The sequence below is a fragment of the Variovorax sp. AC103 genome (genome assembly GCF_979254005.1).
The window spans coordinates 56,215-70,909 of record NZ_CEEDFC010000030.1 but is presented as its reverse complement, the minus strand read 5'-3'; the positions used below and the strand labels follow the sequence as shown (position 1 = coordinate 70,909).

Here is a 14,695-nt window from a genome sequence, read left to right as displayed (position 1 = left end):
CACCTTGCAGTGACTGTCAGTCGAGCCCTCGATTATGCACAGTTTTTAGCACTTCGAGCAAGGACGGGAAGATTTTTGACCGAATGGCCTGACGCCACCAGTCGCCTCCGGACACAAGACAACAAAAAGCCCGGGAATCCCGGGCTTTGGTCTTGCAATGGGTTGCCAGATATCGATCAACTCTTCACTTCGAGCTGGTTGTCGACAGAGGTCACGCCTTGCACAGCCTTTGCAATCTCCTCGGCGCGCGCCTTGGCAGCCGCCGTCGGTGCGGGTCCCTTCAGGCTTACAGCCCCGCCCTCGGTGTCGACGTTGATCTTGATGGCGCTCAAATCCGGATCCTTAGCCAGACCTGCGGACACAGAGGCCGTGATAGCGGCATCGTCCACCGACGCGCTCACTGCGGCGCCTGCTTCCTTCGCCGCTTCCTTCACGTTCGCCATGCCATCCTTCACTTCGGCGGTCGTCCCGGAGGCATCGACCTTGGCTTTGGCTTCCTTGACGGCTTCGCCCGTCTTGGCAGCGGCTGTCTGCGCGGCCTGCTCGGTCTTGGCGACGGCGCTGTCGAGCTTCTCGCCCGCACTGCGGCTGTCCGACTTGTCGCACGCGGCCAGCGCAAATGCTGCTGTAGCGGCGAGCACAACAAGCAATGCGCGCTGATGCGGCATACCAATGGATGGGGGGTATTGCCCTTGTTTGCTCATGGAGCCTCTCCTTGTCGATCTCGACGGATCGCTGCGTCAATCGCGCACAAATGAAAAAAGAGGCTGCACGCGCCCGTCCGACGGGCACATGCGACCCCTCGTCCCGTCACAGCTTATCGGCACCGGTCTTGATGGCGTCCTTGGCCTTTTCCTTCACGTCGCCGTAGGTCTTCTGCACCTTGCCGGCGGCTTGATCTGCCGCGCCTTCGCCCTGGAGCTTCTCATTGCCCACCACCTTGCCGGCAGCTTCCTTGACTTTGCCCTTGGCCTCTTCAACCCGTCCTGCCACTTGGTCCTTGTTCATGTCGCTTTCCTTCCTGCGTAGGTGAAATATGTGAGCCGGGATGACTCACTGACTTCAATCTAAGTCGCTGCTGGCAGCAACGAACGCCGCCGGAAGCCCGAAGCGGTGTAGGACAACAAGGCTCAGGCGGTGACGATCCATCCTTCAAGCGCGTCGAAAGCCTGCGGCAACCCGAATCCTGGCCCGGCACTGCTGGCGCGCTGCAACCCCCACGCAGCCTGCAAGAGGCAAAGCACGGCGTCGATGCCGTCGCCACGGGCATCGGCCACCAATTCGGTCCGTTGCCCGGCGTGGACGGCCAGTCGCAAACCAAGCCGGCTTGTACCGACTTCGAGCGCGGCGAGCAGGTCGGTGCGCGCCGCAAGGCGCTCGGGCGTCTGCTTGGCCAGGTCGTCGCTCTTGTAGCTGCGCCGTGCGATCAGCTCGCGCGCCAGCAGACCTGGATAGGCCTCCAGCGCGACACGGTCGTCGCGGTCGCCCGCGTGCAGCCCGGGAATGCGCGCGCCGGACGCCAGCAGGCGAGGCACGCCGGCGTGGAGCATGTAGGCCACAGGCGGGTTCACCCATTTCATCGACGGGCTGGAACCCGCAGGCCCATCGGCGGCGCGGTGCGCAAACTTGCTGCCCACAGGCCGGCCCGCACAGAAGGCGGCGAAGGTGTCGCGGATCTCCGCACGGCTCAAGCCGGCGTAGTGCGCCATCAGCGGCGCCCATTGCGTCGGCCAGCCCAGGTGTTCGACCAGTTCTCGAGGCAGGCTGAACGGGAAGTCGAAGCCGCCGACCCAGGCGGGCGTGGCGCACAACCAATCGCCCCACGCATCGAGCGTGTCGAAGCGTTGCACACTGGTCAGAACGACGCGCTGGGCATCGGCAATTTCGCCAACGGCCACCACGATGGGTTTGCGCCGCGTCGGTGCGCTCGAGAAATCGCAGCCGAACAGCACCACGGCATCAGCCCAGTGCCAGCGCCACCACGCCAGCGGCGATGAACAACGCACCCATCACACGCAGGAACCGGTCGCCCTCGCGCAGCAGGTGACCGCCAATCAACGCCGCGAACAGCATCGACACCTCGCGCGCCGGCGCGACGTGGGAGATGGGCGCCTGCTGCACCGCATAGAGCACCAGCACGTAAGACACGGGGCTGACCGCCGCCACCAGCAGCGCGTACTTCCACTGTTCGCGCCACATGCGCGCGGTGGTCGCGCGGTCCTTCAACGCGACAGGCGCCAGCAACACCATGCGCACCAGATTGCCGAAATAGTCGAGAAGGATCGGAGACATGGCCAGGAACTTGACGGCGTAACTGTCCGCGACGGTGTACGCCGCAATGAAGCCGCCGGTGAGCACACCGTAACGAATGCCCTTGTGCACGCGCTCGCGTTGCACCGGGTCCTGCGCCTTGCGCCAAAGCTTCGGGCCGCCGGCGACGAGGAACACACCGATCACCACGCCCGCGATGCCCGCCACGCCGAAGAGGCTGATCTTCTCGCCGAGGAAGAGCACCGCCACCAGCGACGACAGCAAGGGCCCCGAGCCGCGCGCGAGCGGGTAGACCACGGTCAGGTCCGACCGACGGTAGCCGCGCAGCAGCACGATGAAATAGAAGATGTGCAGCACGCCGCTGAGCACCACGAAGCCCCACTCTGTCAGGCCCCAGCCCGGCACCACGTTCCAGCCCAGCGTGATGCCCACGGGCGCCCAGATGAGCATGTTGAACACGCTGGTCTGGAAGCTGAAGCGCGCGTCGCCGTTCGCCTTCTTGGCGGCGATGTTCCAGCCGGCATGAATGACCCCGGCAAGCAGGATCAGCGCGAATGCGGAGAGCGGCACCCCCGGATCAGTGGCGGCCGACGATGGCAGCGGTGGCCATCAGTTCCTCGAGCAAGGCCAAGGAAACCTTGCCCGAGACCTTGTACGGGTCGAGTTCGGGCTTCTCTGAATATTTGAGCAGGGTCGAGGCATTGAGCTTCGACAGGTTGACCTGCCCCATGGTCCATCCACCGAAGCGGCGTTCGGAGATTTCTTCGTAGTGCAACAGCACCACGTCCTTGTGGCGCACGTCGCGCTGGATGTGGCCGTAGAGGTCGCTGATGGCGTCGCGCCCGCCTTCGATGGCCTGCAGGAAAGTGCCCGCACCGTAGCAGAGGATGCCGGTGATGCCGCATGCCGGGTTGTGCGTGCGCGATTTCGCGAGGATCGCATCGATGGCCGCAGGGCTGGTATCGACGGCACGGCTGGCGTAGAGAAGTCGGACCAGCATGATCAGTTCTTTCTCGGCATGAGGGACAGGAATTCGCGGCGCAGGCTCGGGTCTTTCAGGAACACGCCGCGCATCACGGAATTGATCATCTTGCTGTCCATTTCCTTCACGCCGCGCCAGGCCATGCAGAAATGTTCGGCTTCCATCACGAGTGCAAGGCCGTCGGGCCGCGTCTTTTCCTGGATCAGGTCGGCGAGCTGCACGATCGCCTCTTCCTGGATCTGCGGCCGCCCCATGACCCATTCGGCAAGCCGCGCATACTTCGACAGGCCGATCACGTTGGTGTGCTCGTTGGGCATCACACCGATCCAGAGCTTGCCGATGATCGGGCAGAAGTGATGCGAGCAGGCGCTGCGCACCGTGATCGGGCCGACGATCATCAGCTCGTTCAGGTGCTCCGCGTTGGGAAACTCGGTGAGCGCGGGCGGCGGCACATACCGGCCGCGGAACACCTCGTTCACATACATCTTGGCGACGCGGCGCGCGGTGTTGTCGGTGTTGTGGTCGTTCACCACGTCGATGACGAGGCTTTCGAGCACGCCCTTCATCTTGACCTCGACCTCGTCGAGCAGCGCCTCCAGCTCGCCCGGTTCGATGAACTCGGCGATGTTGTCGTTGGCATTGAAGCGCTTGCGCGCCGCATTCAGACGCTCACGGATCTTGACGGAGACGGGGGTGCCCTCGTCATCGTCTTTTCGATCGGGGAGCGGTTCGACGTCGGTTTTCCTCAGCATGGCGGGGATCGTACCAGTGAATGACTCGAGAGGATTCGGGCTGCAACGCGCGCCCCCTCTCGGAGCAATGCTATCAATTAAGTAGCGTGAATTCAGCGACCAATGGCAGATGGTCGGACATGCGGGCCCAGATCGGCCCGCGCGGCACCGCGCAGGCCAGCGGCGTCAGCTTGCGTCCGTAGACGAAGTCGAGCTGCGCCACCGGCAGGCGCGAGGGATAGGTGAGCGTGCGCGGGCCGCGCAGGTCGCTGGCGTCGCGCAGCCCCATGGCATTCATGGCGTAGCGCATGCGCGCACCCCAGTCGTTGAAGTCGCCCGCCACCACGACGGCCTCGTCGGGTGGCACTTCGCGGTCGATGAACTCGCGCAGGCGGGCGATCTGCCGCACCCGGCTGCCCTTGATGAGCCCCAGGTGCACCACGATGGCATGCACGGATTGCCCTTCCACCTCGATCACCACGTGCAGCAGGCCACGCTGCTCGAAGCGGTGGTCGGAAATGTCCTGGTGGCTGGTGCGAATCACCGGCCAGCGCGTGAGCAACGCATTGCCGTGCTCGCCGTGGCGGGTGACGGCATTGGTCTCGTAGACGGCGGTATAGCCCTCGGGTGCAAGAAAGTCAGCCTGCGGCATCTCCGGCCAGCGCGCGAAACGCACTGCAGCCTGCCGGTTCATCTTGCGCACTTCCTGCAAGCAGACGATGTCGGCGTCGAGCTGCTCGATGGCATGGCCGAGGTTGTGGATCTCGAGCCTGCGCGCGGGCCCGATGCCCTGCACACCCTTGTGGATGTTGTAGGTCGCGACCCGGAGGGTATTTGCTGCTGCTGCGGGCTGGTTCATTGCACAAATTCTGGCAGCAACAGAATGGCTTCGGCGTTCGACGGGGAAAAACAGGCTTCGGCCGCCTCCCGGTACGGCAGCCAGCGCCAGTCGGTGTGCTCGCGCGGCGCGAGCGTGGGGGTCAGGCATTCGGGCACGCAGAGGCCGAACAGGTGCTCGGTGTTGCGCGTCACGCCGGGCGCATAGCGGGCGCGCCATTGCGGATAGATCTCGTAGACGTTGCGCAGTTGCCAATCGAGCAGTTGCGGGGCCAGCACCGTGCCCTCGCCGCATTGGAAGCCGGTTTCCTCGGCCACCTCGCGCGCCGCGGTGAGCGCCAGCGGTTCGTCCGCGACATCCTTGCTGCCGGTGACCGACTGCCAGAAGTCGGTCTCGGCATCCGCACGCCGGATCAGCAGCACATCGAGCGCCGGCGTATGAATGACGACCAGCACCGACTCCGGGATCTTCCAGGGCCGGGGGCTGGTCGTCATGGCCGCATCAGACGGGTTGGGGCGTGTTGCGCAGCTTGATGTGCAGTTCGCGCAGCTGCTTCTCGTCGACGGGGCTGGGGGCCTGCGTCAGCAGGTCTTGCGCGCGCTGGGTCTTGGGGAAGGCGATCACGTCGCGGATCGACTCGGCACCGGTCATCAGCATGACGAGGCGGTCCAGCCCGATGGCGATGCCGCCATGCGGGGGCGCGCCGTACTGCAGCGCGTCCAGCAGGAAGCCGAACTTGAGCTGCGCGTCCTCGGCGCTGATCTTCAACGCGCGGAACACCTTGCTCTGCACTTCCTCGCGGTGGATACGCACCGAACCGCCGCCCATCTCGATGCCGTTGAGCACCATGTCGTAGGCCTTGGCGATGCACTTCTCGGGCGCGGTGTCCATGAGGTCTTCATGGCCGTCCTTCGGTGCGGTGAACGGGTGGTGCACGGCCGACCAGCGCTGGCCGTCCTCGTCGAACTCGAACATCGGGAAGTCGACCACCCACAGCGGTGCCCAACGGTCGTCGAACAGGCCGCTCTTCTTGCCGAAGGGGCTGTGGCCGATCTTCACGCGCAGCGCGCCGATGGCGTCGTTGACGACCTTTTCCTTGTCGGCGCCGAAGAACAGGATGTCGCCGTTGCGCGCACCCGTGCGGGCAATGATCTCGGCCAGCGTGGCGTCGTCCAGGTTCTTCACGATTGGGCTCTGCAGGCCTTCACGGCCGGCCGCAGCGTCGTTGACCTTGATGTAGGCCAGGCCCTTGGCGCCGTAGATCTTGACGAATTCCTGGTACGCGTCGATTTCACCGCGCGACATGCCGCCCTCGGCACCGCCGCCGGGCACGCGCAGCGCCACGACGCGGCCGCCCACCATGGTGGCGGCGTTCGAGAACACCTTGAACTCGACGCGTTTCATCAGCTCTGTGAGCTCGGTGAATTCGAGCTTCACGCGCAGGTCGGGCTTGTCCGAGCCGTACTTGAACATCGCGTCGCCGTACGTCATGGTCGGGAACACCGGCAGGTCGATGCCCGCGGCGTTACGGAACACGTTGCGGATCATGCCTTCGAACATCTCGCGGATTTCTTCTTCGGCGAGGAACGAAGTCTCGATGTCGATCTGCGTGAATTCGGGCTGGCGGTCGGCGCGCAGGTCTTCGTCGCGGAAGCACTTCACGATCTGGTAGTAGCGGTCGTACCCAGCCACCATCAGCAGCTGCTTGAACAGCTGGGGCGACTGCGGCAGCGCGAAGAAGCTGCCGTCGTGCACGCGGCTGGGCACGAGGTAGTCGCGCGCGCCTTCGGGCGTGGACTTGCCCAGCATCGGCGTCTCGATGTCGATGAAGCCGTTGGCATCGAGGAACTTGCGCGTTTCCATCGTCACCTTGTAGCGCAGCATCATGTTGCGTTGCATGGCCGGGCGGCGCAGGTCGAGCACGCGGTGCGTGAGGCGGGTAGTTTCCGACAGGTTGTCGTCGTCCAGCAGGAACGGAGGCGTGACCGAGGGGTTCAGCACCTTCAATTCGTGGCACAGCACTTCGATCTTGCCGCTCTTGAGACTGTCGTTGGTGGTGCCTTCGGGGCGCGAGCGCACCAGGCCCGTGATCTGCACGCAGAACTCGTTGCGCAGGTTTTCGGCCACGGCGAACGTGGAGGCGCGATCGGGGTCGCACACCACCTGCACGTAGCCTTCGCGGTCACGCACGTCGATGAAGATCACGCCGCCGTGGTCGCGGCGACGGTTGACCCAGCCGCACAGGGTGACGGTTTGGCCCAGCAGGGCTTCGGTCACAAGACCGCAATAGTGAGTACGCATGGCCATGGAGATGACTTCCGGCGCCGTCGTGGCGCGTTCGTTTTTATGAGTTGGATGGCTTGATGGGCAAGGCGGCGGGACCGCCCGGGACGACCACACCCATCGAGACGATGTACTTGAGCGCTTCGTCCACGCTCATCTGGAGTTCGATGCAGTCGCTGCGCTTGAGCATCACGAAGTACCCGCCCGTGGGGTTGGGCGTGGTTGGCACGTAGACGCCGAGGTAGTCGCCGCCGCCCAGGTGCTCGACCACGTCGGCGCCGGGCGTGCCGGTGACGAAGGCGATGGTCCAGGCCCCTTCACGCGGCCATTGCACCAGCACCGCCGTGCGAAAGGCGTTGCCGTTCTCGGAGAACAGCGTGTCCGAGACCTGCTTGACGCTCGAATAGATCGAGCGCACCACCGGAATACGCCGCACCACGGCGTCGCCCCAACCCAGCAGGCGCTTGCCCACGAAGTTGCTGGCGACGGCGCCGACCACCAGCAGGATCGCCAGCGTGAGCAGCACGCCGAGGCCGCGGATGTTGTTGTCGTAGAGCCAGCGCTGCCAGGCCCCGGGGAGCACCCAGAGCGTCTGGTCCAGCGTGTCGATGATCCACTTCAGCACCGCCAGGGTGATGAACAGCGGAACGATCACCAGCAAGCCGGAGAACAACCATTTGCGCAGGGCGAGCATGGCGGTCGGGGTACCTGGTTCAGTCGCCGCTCTTGGCGGCAGGTGCCGGCGCGGGGGTCGGCGCGGCGGGCGCGGGGGCCGCTGCAGGCGCCGGGCTCGGCGCGGCGCCGGCGGAAGACGACTCGCCGGACTTGGCGCTGTCGCTCGACACGGGCGCAGTGGCCGGCTCGGCCTTCTTGCCGCCGCCGTCGCGGAAATCGGTCACGTACCAGCCCGAGCCCTTGAGCTGGAAGCCGGCGGCCGTGACCTGTTTTTCGAATGCGCTCGCGCCGCACGCCGGGCACACCGTCAGCGGCGCGTCGGACATCTTCTGCAAAGCGTCTTTGGCAAAGCCGCAGGCGCTGCACTTATAGGCGTAAATGGGCATGGGATTGGGTTCAAAAAAGCGGCGCAGCTGCCGCTCGCAAAGCCCTCGATTATAGGGCCGCCCCCGTCAAAGGGCGTCCCGACCGAGGGCCGAGCCCCTGCTTCAGGCCGGCTCCGTCGCCAACGGACGGTGCGGCGTGTGCGTGTTCGCCACCCATTGCGGCATCAGCGAGCCGGCCACCATGCCCACGAAGGCACACAACACCCCCGCCAACTGGGCCGGGAACACGCCGCCCCAGGGCAGCACCAGGAACAGCAGCCACACACCGATGCCCAGGACGATCGATGCAATGGCACCTTGCGTGGTGGCGCGGCGCCAGTACAGCCCGCACACCAGCGGCACGAAAGCCCCCACCAGCGGCACCTGGTAGGCGCCCGACACCAGTTCGTAGATCGGCGTTCCCTGCATGCGAATGGCGTAGGCCAGCACCGCGGCGCTGAACACGAGCACCGTGATGCGCATCGTCAGGAGGTTCTGCCGGTCGGTGCCGGCGGGGCGGAACTGGCGCCAGATGTTCTCGGTGAAGGTGACGCTGGGCGCGAGCAAGGTGGCCGAGGCAGTCGACTTGATGGCCGAAAGCAGCGCACCGAAGAACAGCACCTGCATCACGAAAGGCATCTTCTGCAGCACCAGCGTGGGCAGCACCTTCTGCGGATCTTCCTTCAGCAGCACGGCCACCTCCTCCGGCATGATCAGCAGCGCGCTGGCCACCAGGAACATCGGCACGAAGGCAAACAGGATGTACGCCACGCCGCCGATCACCGGCCCGCGCTGGGCCGCCTTCACGCTGTTGGCAGACATCACGCGCTGGAACACGTCCTGCTGCGGAATGGAGCCCAGCATCATCGTGATGGCGGCCGCGAAGAAGAACACCATGTCGTGCAGATTGGGCTCCGGCCAGAACTTGAAGAGGTCCTTGCTGACCGCAAAGGCGACCACCTTGTCGGCCCCGCCGGCCATGTTGCCCGCGAACACCGCGATGACGGCCAGGCCGATCACCAGGATGATCATCTGCATGAAGTCGGTCACCGCCACCGACCACATGCCGCCGAACAGGGTGTAGGCCAGGATCGAGACCACCCCGATCACCATGCCCATCGGGATGCCGATGGCACCGGCCGACAGCAGGTTGAACACCAGCCCCAGCGCCGTGACCTGCGCCGACACCCAGCCCAGGTAGCTCAGCATGATGATCAGCGAACAGGCCACCTCCACGGTGCGGCCATAGCGCTCGCGGTAATAGTCGCTGATGGTCAGCAGCGTCATGCGGTAAAGCTTGCCCGCGAAGAAAAGGCCCACCAGGATCAGGCAGGTGCCCGCGCCGAACGGGTCTTCGACCACGCCGTTGAGCCCGCCTTCGATGAACTTGGCCGGAATGCCGAGCACCGTTTCGGAGCCGAACCAAGTCGCGAACGTGGTCGTCACGATCATGAAGAGCGGCAGGTGCCGCCCGGCAATGGCGAAGTCGGTGGTGTTCTTCACCCGCTTGGCCGCGTAGAGGCCGATGGCGATGGTGACCAGCAGATAGACGATGACCAGCGTCAACAACACGGCGAAAACTCCTCTAGAACAGACTCACACGCACCAGCAACTGCATGGCCAGCAACCCCAATACAAAACCTATGCCACCGTAGACGATGGACTGGAGCAACCTGTTGGTGCGTTTTTGCTCGGCCAGCAGCTCGAGCAGCTCGCGGCGGTTGTCGGCGGGGCGATTTTCCAGGAAATCGTGCAGCAGCCGCGGAAACTGGGGCAGCAGCTTCGCGTAGCGCGGCGCCTCGGCCCTGAGCTGCTGCAGCAGCTTCTTGGGACCGATCTGGTCGACCATCCACTTTTCCAGGAAGGGCTTGGCCGTGGCCCAGAGATCGAGATCGGGGTCGATGTTGCGCCCGAGGCCCTCGATGTTGAGCAGCGTCTTCTGCAGCAGCACCAGCTGGGGCTGGATCTCCACATGGAACCGGCGCGAGGTCTGGAACAGGCGCATCAGCACCATGCCCAGCGAAAGCTCCTTCAGCGGCCGGTCGAAGTACGGCTCGCACACGGTACGAATGGCCGCCTCCAGCTCGTCGATGCGGGTGCCCACGGGCACCCAGCCGCTTTCCAGGTGCAGCTCGGCCACGCGCTTGTAGTCGCGCCGGAAGAAAGCCACGAAGTTCTGCGCAAGGTATTCCTTGTCCGACTCGGTCAGCGTGCCGATGATCCCGAAGTCCAGCGAGATGTAGCGCCCGAAGGTCTCGGGCTCCAGGCTCACCTGGATGTTCCCCGGATGCATGTCGGCGTGGAAGAAGCCGTCGCGGAACACCTGCGTGAAGAAGATCGTGACGCCGTCGCGCGCCAGCTTGGGAATGTCGACGCCGGCCGCGCGCAGGCGGTCCATCTGCGCGATGGGCACGCCCTTCATGCGCTCCATCACCATGACCTCGGGGTGGCAGAAGTCCCAGAACATCTCCGGAATCATCACGAGGTCGAGCGAGGCCATGTTGCGGCGCAGCTGGGCCGCATTGGCGGCTTCGCGCACCAGGTCGAGCTCGTCGTGCAGGTACTTGTCGAACTCGCCCACAACCTCGCGCGGCTTCAGGCGCTTGCCGTCGGCCGACAGGCCCTCGACCCAGCCGGCCATCATGGCCATGAGCGCCAGGTCCTTTTCGATCACGCCGCGCATGTTGGGGCGCAGCACCTTCACCGCCACTTCGCGCACCTCGCCCTGGTTGGTGCGGATGGTCGCGAAGTGGACCTGAGCGATCGAGGCACTGGCGATGGGAATTTCGTCGAACTGGACGAACACGTCGCTCACCGGACGGCGGAAGGCGCGCTCGATGGTCGCGATGGCCACGGCCGAGGGGAACGGCGGCACGCGGTCCTGAAGGAACGCGAGCTCGTCGGCGATGTCTGGCGGCAGCAGGTCGCGGCGGGTCGACAGCACTTGGCCGAACTTCACGAAGATGGGGCCAAGGCGCTCGAGCGCCTCGCGCAGCCGCTGGCCGCGCGGCGCGTCGAGGTTGCGTCCGACGGAAACGATGCGTGCCACCACGCGCAGCCAGGGCTTCTGGAAGCTCGTGAGCACGAGCTCGTCGAGGCCGTAGCGCAGCGCGATCCAGACGATGAACAGCCCGCGGTAGAAGCGCCTCATTCGGCCGTGCCCGCCGAGCCGGCCTTCGCGTTGCGGTCGCCGACGAACCGCCGCAGCGCGCCCGCGACGCGACGCACGCCGTTGCCCAGCGTGTGCGCGGGCACGTCGCCGATCACGCGGGCGAGGTCGTCCTCGACGTCCCAGCGCACATGGTCGACCAGCCAGTTGACCTCTGCGGCCAGCTGCACGTCGCCGATGATCTGCACGGAAGGCTTGTCGCCGCGCAGCGTGGCACGGGCGATGTCGAAGGGGGAGTCGTCGGTGACGGTCAGCGTGAGCTCGGGCACCGAGCCTGCAGGCGCCAGGTCGAGCAGGCCGGCAGGCGTGGCCACCAGTTCCATGGTGACGAAGCGCCATTGGAAGCGCACCACCCGCCCCTGCTGCCGCAGCAAACGCTGCTGCGCCTCGGGCTCCTGCTGCAGCACATGGTTCAGGAACAGGACGACGCGGTGCTGTATTTCGTGAACCGCCCAATCCGGGGGCTGAAGGCGCTCGCCGACGCGATTGAGAAGGTCGCCGAGAAAAGAAAATGGGGACGATGGTGTGGCCATGTCCCCATTATCCCGTCTGTGCCGCGGCCCTGCGACGGCCACGGCTCAGGTTTTTCTTACTGGAGCGCCTGCACGCCCGCCACCAGCCAGCCGCCGTTGCCGCTCGTGGGCTTGGTCATGTTCCAGACTTCCCGGAACGGACCCGGGCCGGTCGATGCGTCTTCACGGATCATGCCGGAGAACTCCACGCTGGCCATGTAGGCCTCGGGCAGCTCTTCGATGCCGAGCAGCTTGGCGTCGAGCATCACGACTTCGGTCTTGTTGGAGACACCACCGGTGTGGCCGGCACGGTCGGCCAGCTGCGTGCGGATTTCCTCGACCATGCTGTCGGTCATCATGGAACGCAGCATCGACACGTCGGCGCGGTCCCAGGCGTCTTGGAGCGTCACGAAGTTGCGCTTGGCAGCCCCGAGGAAGCCATCGACATCGAAGCCCGCGGGAATACCCCAGGACTGCGAACCGCCGAGTGCGGAACCGATCATGCTGCCGCCGGCTGCGGCGCCCGCTGCCGAGAGGCTGCTGCCGTGCGGTGCGTCATTCGAGGGCGTGGCGTCGAACGACGTTGCATTGCGCTCCCAGGGACGCGCCGAGGCGTCGTTGCCGACGTTGGCCGGGCTGTATTGCGCCGGGGCGCTGGCGTTGCCCGGGCCGGCACCTGCGCCCTGGAACGCGAAGCCACCCTGGCGGCTGGCGCCCGAAGCTTGCGAGCGCGCCTTGAACATGCGCCATGCCATCACGCCGGCCAGCACCAGCAGACCGATCAACAGGATGTTGCCGAAGCCGGCGCCCAGGCCCAGCGAACTGGCGAGCCATGCGAGGCCCAGGCCGGCCGCGAGACCGCCGAGCATCGCGCCCCAAGGACGCTTCGGTGCAGCGGCCGCGGGTGCGGGCGTTGCAGGCTTGGCTGCCGCGTTGTTTGCGTTCTGCTGCGCCGGCGCTGCCGGCGGCGTGGCCTGGCGTTGCGTCACGTTGGACGACTGGCGCCCGAACGACTTGCCACCGCCCATGCGAGCAGCCTCGGCCTGGACACTGCCAAGAACCAAAGCTGCCGCCAAAAACAAGGTACCCAAACTCTTCATGTCGTCTCCTCTCGAGCGAAAGATTCGCCTCATCAACATTTGATTCCAACATGGAGGGCAGCAATGCCACCCGTCATGTTGTGATAGTCCACATGTCCGAAACCGCCCTCTTTCATGAGGGTCTTGAGCTCCTCTTGCGAGGGGTGCATCCGGATGGATTCGGCCAGGTAGCGATAGCTGGCGTCGTCACCGGCCACGAGCTTGCCCAGGCGCGGCAGCACGTTGAAGGAATACCAGTCGTACGCCTTCGCGAGCGGCTTGGCGACCTTGGAGAACTCCAGCACGAGCAGCTTGCCGCCCGGCTTGATCACGCGGTTCATTTCCTTGAGCGCGGCGTCCTTGTGCGTCATGTTGCGCAGGCCGAAGGCCACCGTCACCACGTCGAAGTGGTTGTCGGGAAAGGGGAGCTTTTCCGCGTCGCAGACCGTGGTGGGGAGCGAGACGCCGGCGTCGAGCAGGCGGTCGCGCCCGGTGCGCAGCATGGCTTCGTTGATGTCGGTGTGCACGACCTGGCCGGTGGCGCCGACCTTCTTTGCGAAGGCGAGCGCAAGGTCGCCGGTGCCGCCCGCGATGTCGAGGACGCGCGAGCCTTCGCCCACGTTCGCGACCATGACGGTGTAGGCCTTCCAGGCGCGGTGCAGGCCGGCCGACATCAGGTCGTTCATGATGTCGTAGCGGGAAGCGACCGAATCGAAGACACCGCGAACGCGGCGGGCCTTCTCGCTTTCGTCGACTGTTTCGAAGCCGAAGTGTGTTGTACTCATGCGACCGATGTTAGGCCGGAAGCCTTCACATCAAGCCGACGACCCCGCGGGCACGGCGGGCATTCGTTGCTTTTTTTGTCCCGCCCTTCCTGGGCGTAGGGCTATGGCGCCAGTCGCTGTACCGAGGTTTCGCGCGATTTCGCGGCCTTAGTGGCTGCTGCAGGCGGAGCCGCCCTTGTCGATCATCGGTGCGTCGCGCGCGATGCCCGCCTCGGCCAGGCGGCGCTCGTAGGTGGCCCACAGCTCGGCCTGCTTCGCGCCCAGTTCGTAGAGCAGGTCCCACGAGTAGATACCGGTGTTGTGGCCGTCGCTGAAGGTGGGCTGCACCGCGTAGTTGCCGACCGCCTCGAGGTCGACGAGCTCCACATCGCGCTTGCCCGTCTGCAGGATCTCCTGGCCCGGCCCGTGGCCCTGCACCTCGGCCGACGGGGAACAGATGCGCATCAGCTCGAACGGAATGCGAAAACTCGCACCGTCGGAGAAGGCCACTTCGAGCACGCGCGACTGGCCGTGCACGGTGATCGATTGCGGCGTCGGTGCGCCCGGTTTCAAGCCTGCCATCGGAAACTCCTTCAGAAAGGCCCGCGAGCCAAGCGTTCGATCATCGCAGCCTCGGCGGCGGGCAGGCACTCGGCGATCGCGGCCTCTTTCGCGGCATTGCGCTCGCGCTGCACCGGCGCCCACACCGAACCCGGGAAATGGCTGTCGTCCGCAAAGCGCGCAATCACATGCCAATGCAGGTGAGCCACCATGTTGCCGAGCGCGGCGATGTTCATCTTGGCCGGCTTCAGGCGTTCGCGCAGGCACTGCTCGACCGCCACCACCGCCTCCATGCACAACGCGCGGTCGGCCGCGTCGAGGTCGGAGAACTCCGGCGCATGGTCGCGCCACACCACGCGATAGAAAGCCGGAAAGCCCGCCTCCTCCGCATGAATGACGCGCAGCTTCGCGCCCTCGAACACCAGGCGGCCACCGACGCCTTCGCAGAGCACGCACCCTTGCATC

Annotated in this window: 18 protein-coding genes; all 18 read right to left on the bottom strand. The window is 65.5% G+C overall.

The genetic code is table 11. The features are described from left to right. Window positions 1-176: 176 nt before the first annotated feature. Window positions 177-704, bottom strand: a complete 528-nt coding sequence (locus tag AC0IYU_RS31600; RefSeq protein WP_472125425.1) for a BON domain-containing protein — start codon at window positions 702-704, stop codon at window positions 177-179. A 106-nt stretch (window positions 705-810) separates the two neighbouring features. Continuing rightward, window positions 811-1,008 carry a CsbD family protein gene (locus AC0IYU_RS31595; RefSeq protein WP_472125423.1) on the bottom strand — a complete coding sequence of 66 codons (198 nt, stop codon included), beginning with the start codon at window positions 1,006-1,008 and terminating at the stop codon, window positions 811-813. A 122-nt stretch (window positions 1,009-1,130) separates the two neighbouring features. Then, window positions 1,131-1,955, bottom strand: a complete 825-nt coding sequence (locus tag AC0IYU_RS31590) for a DUF429 domain-containing protein (protein ID WP_472125420.1) — start codon at window positions 1,953-1,955, stop codon at window positions 1,131-1,133. 4 nt (window positions 1,956-1,959) lie between these two features. After that, entirely contained in the window at window positions 1,960-2,841 is an 882-nt protein-coding gene (locus AC0IYU_RS31585; RefSeq protein ID WP_472125417.1) for an EamA family transporter, read from the bottom strand. A 7-nt stretch (window positions 2,842-2,848) separates the two neighbouring features. Next, complete coding sequence (locus AC0IYU_RS31580) at window positions 2,849-3,271, bottom strand: BLUF domain-containing protein (RefSeq protein ID WP_472125414.1); 423 nt, start codon at window positions 3,269-3,271, stop codon at window positions 2,849-2,851. Between the two features lie 2 nt (window positions 3,272-3,273). Beyond that, window positions 3,274-4,005, bottom strand: a complete 732-nt coding sequence (folE, locus tag AC0IYU_RS31575) for a GTP cyclohydrolase I (protein WP_435485256.1) — start codon at window positions 4,003-4,005, stop codon at window positions 3,274-3,276. 73 nt (window positions 4,006-4,078) lie between these two features. Further along, entirely contained in the window at window positions 4,079-4,843 is a 765-nt protein-coding gene (locus tag AC0IYU_RS31570) for an endonuclease/exonuclease/phosphatase family protein (protein ID WP_472125411.1), read from the bottom strand. Beyond that, window positions 4,840-5,316 carry a dihydroneopterin triphosphate diphosphatase gene (gene nudB, locus AC0IYU_RS31565; protein WP_472125408.1) on the bottom strand — a complete coding sequence of 159 codons (477 nt, stop codon included), beginning with the start codon at window positions 5,314-5,316 and terminating at the stop codon, window positions 4,840-4,842. The genes AC0IYU_RS31570 and nudB overlap by 4 nt, the downstream gene beginning before the upstream one ends. A gap of 7 nt (window positions 5,317-5,323) precedes the next feature. Beyond that, window positions 5,324-7,129: an aspartate--tRNA ligase gene (aspS, locus tag AC0IYU_RS31560; RefSeq protein WP_472125406.1), complete on the bottom strand. Its 1,806-nt coding sequence runs from the start codon at window positions 7,127-7,129 to the stop codon at window positions 5,324-5,326. A gap of 37 nt (window positions 7,130-7,166) precedes the next feature. Next, window positions 7,167-7,799: a DUF502 domain-containing protein gene (locus AC0IYU_RS31555; RefSeq protein WP_435437267.1), complete on the bottom strand. Its 633-nt coding sequence runs from the start codon at window positions 7,797-7,799 to the stop codon at window positions 7,167-7,169. Window positions 7,800-7,818: 19 nt separating this feature from the next. Beyond that, a complete protein-coding gene (locus tag AC0IYU_RS31550; RefSeq protein WP_472125403.1) occupies window positions 7,819-8,166 on the bottom strand; it encodes an FmdB family zinc ribbon protein in 348 nt (115 codons plus the stop codon). 102 nt (window positions 8,167-8,268) lie between these two features. Continuing rightward, entirely contained in the window at window positions 8,269-9,717 is a 1,449-nt protein-coding gene (locus AC0IYU_RS31545; RefSeq protein ID WP_472125400.1) for a high affinity choline transporter 1, read from the bottom strand. 13 nt (window positions 9,718-9,730) lie between these two features. Next, complete coding sequence (gene ubiB / locus AC0IYU_RS31540; protein ID WP_472125397.1) at window positions 9,731-11,296, bottom strand: ubiquinone biosynthesis regulatory protein kinase UbiB; 1,566 nt, start codon at window positions 11,294-11,296, stop codon at window positions 9,731-9,733. Next, window positions 11,293-11,847 carry a ubiquinone biosynthesis accessory factor UbiJ gene (locus tag AC0IYU_RS31535; RefSeq protein ID WP_472125394.1) on the bottom strand — a complete coding sequence of 185 codons (555 nt, stop codon included), beginning with the start codon at window positions 11,845-11,847 and terminating at the stop codon, window positions 11,293-11,295. The genes ubiB and AC0IYU_RS31535 overlap by 4 nt, the downstream gene beginning before the upstream one ends. A gap of 56 nt (window positions 11,848-11,903) precedes the next feature. Next, window positions 11,904-12,926 (bottom strand): Tim44 domain-containing protein, encoded by a 1,023-nt coding sequence (locus AC0IYU_RS31530; RefSeq protein ID WP_472125391.1) that lies wholly within the window; start codon window positions 12,924-12,926, stop codon window positions 11,904-11,906. 32 nt (window positions 12,927-12,958) lie between these two features. Then, window positions 12,959-13,690 carry a bifunctional demethylmenaquinone methyltransferase/2-methoxy-6-polyprenyl-1,4-benzoquinol methylase UbiE gene (gene ubiE, locus AC0IYU_RS31525; RefSeq protein ID WP_435437261.1) on the bottom strand — a complete coding sequence of 244 codons (732 nt, stop codon included), beginning with the start codon at window positions 13,688-13,690 and terminating at the stop codon, window positions 12,959-12,961. A gap of 147 nt (window positions 13,691-13,837) precedes the next feature. Then, the gene (locus AC0IYU_RS31520) at window positions 13,838-14,251 is read right to left on the bottom strand and encodes a gamma-butyrobetaine hydroxylase family protein (RefSeq protein ID WP_435437260.1); all 414 of its coding nucleotides are present in this window, start codon (window positions 14,249-14,251) and stop codon (window positions 13,838-13,840) included. 11 nt (window positions 14,252-14,262) lie between these two features. Beyond that, complete coding sequence (locus AC0IYU_RS31515; RefSeq protein ID WP_472125389.1) at window positions 14,263-14,694, bottom strand: HIT family protein; 432 nt, start codon at window positions 14,692-14,694, stop codon at window positions 14,263-14,265. Window position 14,695: the final 1 nt, after the last annotated feature.

Bases quoted from the DNA above. Each gene is read 5' to 3' on its own strand.
- AC0IYU_RS31600 (WP_472125425.1), bottom strand. From the start codon at position 704: ATGAGCAAACAAGGGCAATACCCCCCATCCATTGGTATGCCGCATCAG.
- AC0IYU_RS31595 (WP_472125423.1), bottom strand. From the start codon at position 1,008: ATGAACAAGGACCAAGTGGCAGGACGGGTTGAAGAGGCCAAGGGCAAA.
- AC0IYU_RS31580 (WP_472125414.1), bottom strand. From the start codon at position 3,271: ATGCTGGTCCGACTTCTCTACGCCAGCCGTGCCGTCGATACCAGCCCT.
- folE (WP_435485256.1), bottom strand. From the start codon at position 4,005: ATGCTGAGGAAAACCGACGTCGAACCGCTCCCCGATCGAAAAGACGAT.
- AC0IYU_RS31570 (WP_472125411.1), bottom strand. From the start codon at position 4,843: ATGAACCAGCCCGCAGCAGCAGCAAATACCCTCCGGGTCGCGACCTAC.
- nudB (WP_472125408.1), bottom strand. From the start codon at position 5,316: ATGACGACCAGCCCCCGGCCCTGGAAGATCCCGGAGTCGGTGCTGGTC.
- aspS (WP_472125406.1), bottom strand. From the start codon at position 7,129: ATGGCCATGCGTACTCACTATTGCGGTCTTGTGACCGAAGCCCTGCTG.
- AC0IYU_RS31555 (WP_435437267.1), bottom strand. From the start codon at position 7,799: ATGCTCGCCCTGCGCAAATGGTTGTTCTCCGGCTTGCTGGTGATCGTT.
- AC0IYU_RS31550 (WP_472125403.1), bottom strand. From the start codon at position 8,166: ATGCCCATTTACGCCTATAAGTGCAGCGCCTGCGGCTTTGCCAAAGAC.
- ubiB (WP_472125397.1), bottom strand. From the start codon at position 11,296: ATGAGGCGCTTCTACCGCGGGCTGTTCATCGTCTGGATCGCGCTGCGC.
- AC0IYU_RS31535 (WP_472125394.1), bottom strand. From the start codon at position 11,847: ATGGCCACACCATCGTCCCCATTTTCTTTTCTCGGCGACCTTCTCAAT.
- AC0IYU_RS31530 (WP_472125391.1), bottom strand. From the start codon at position 12,926: ATGAAGAGTTTGGGTACCTTGTTTTTGGCGGCAGCTTTGGTTCTTGGC.
- ubiE (WP_435437261.1), bottom strand. From the start codon at position 13,690: ATGAGTACAACACACTTCGGCTTCGAAACAGTCGACGAAAGCGAGAAG.
- AC0IYU_RS31520 (WP_435437260.1), bottom strand. From the start codon at position 14,251: ATGGCAGGCTTGAAACCGGGCGCACCGACGCCGCAATCGATCACCGTG.
- AC0IYU_RS31515 (WP_472125389.1), bottom strand. From the start codon at position 14,694: ATGCAAGGGTGCGTGCTCTGCGAAGGCGTCGGTGGCCGCCTGGTGTTC.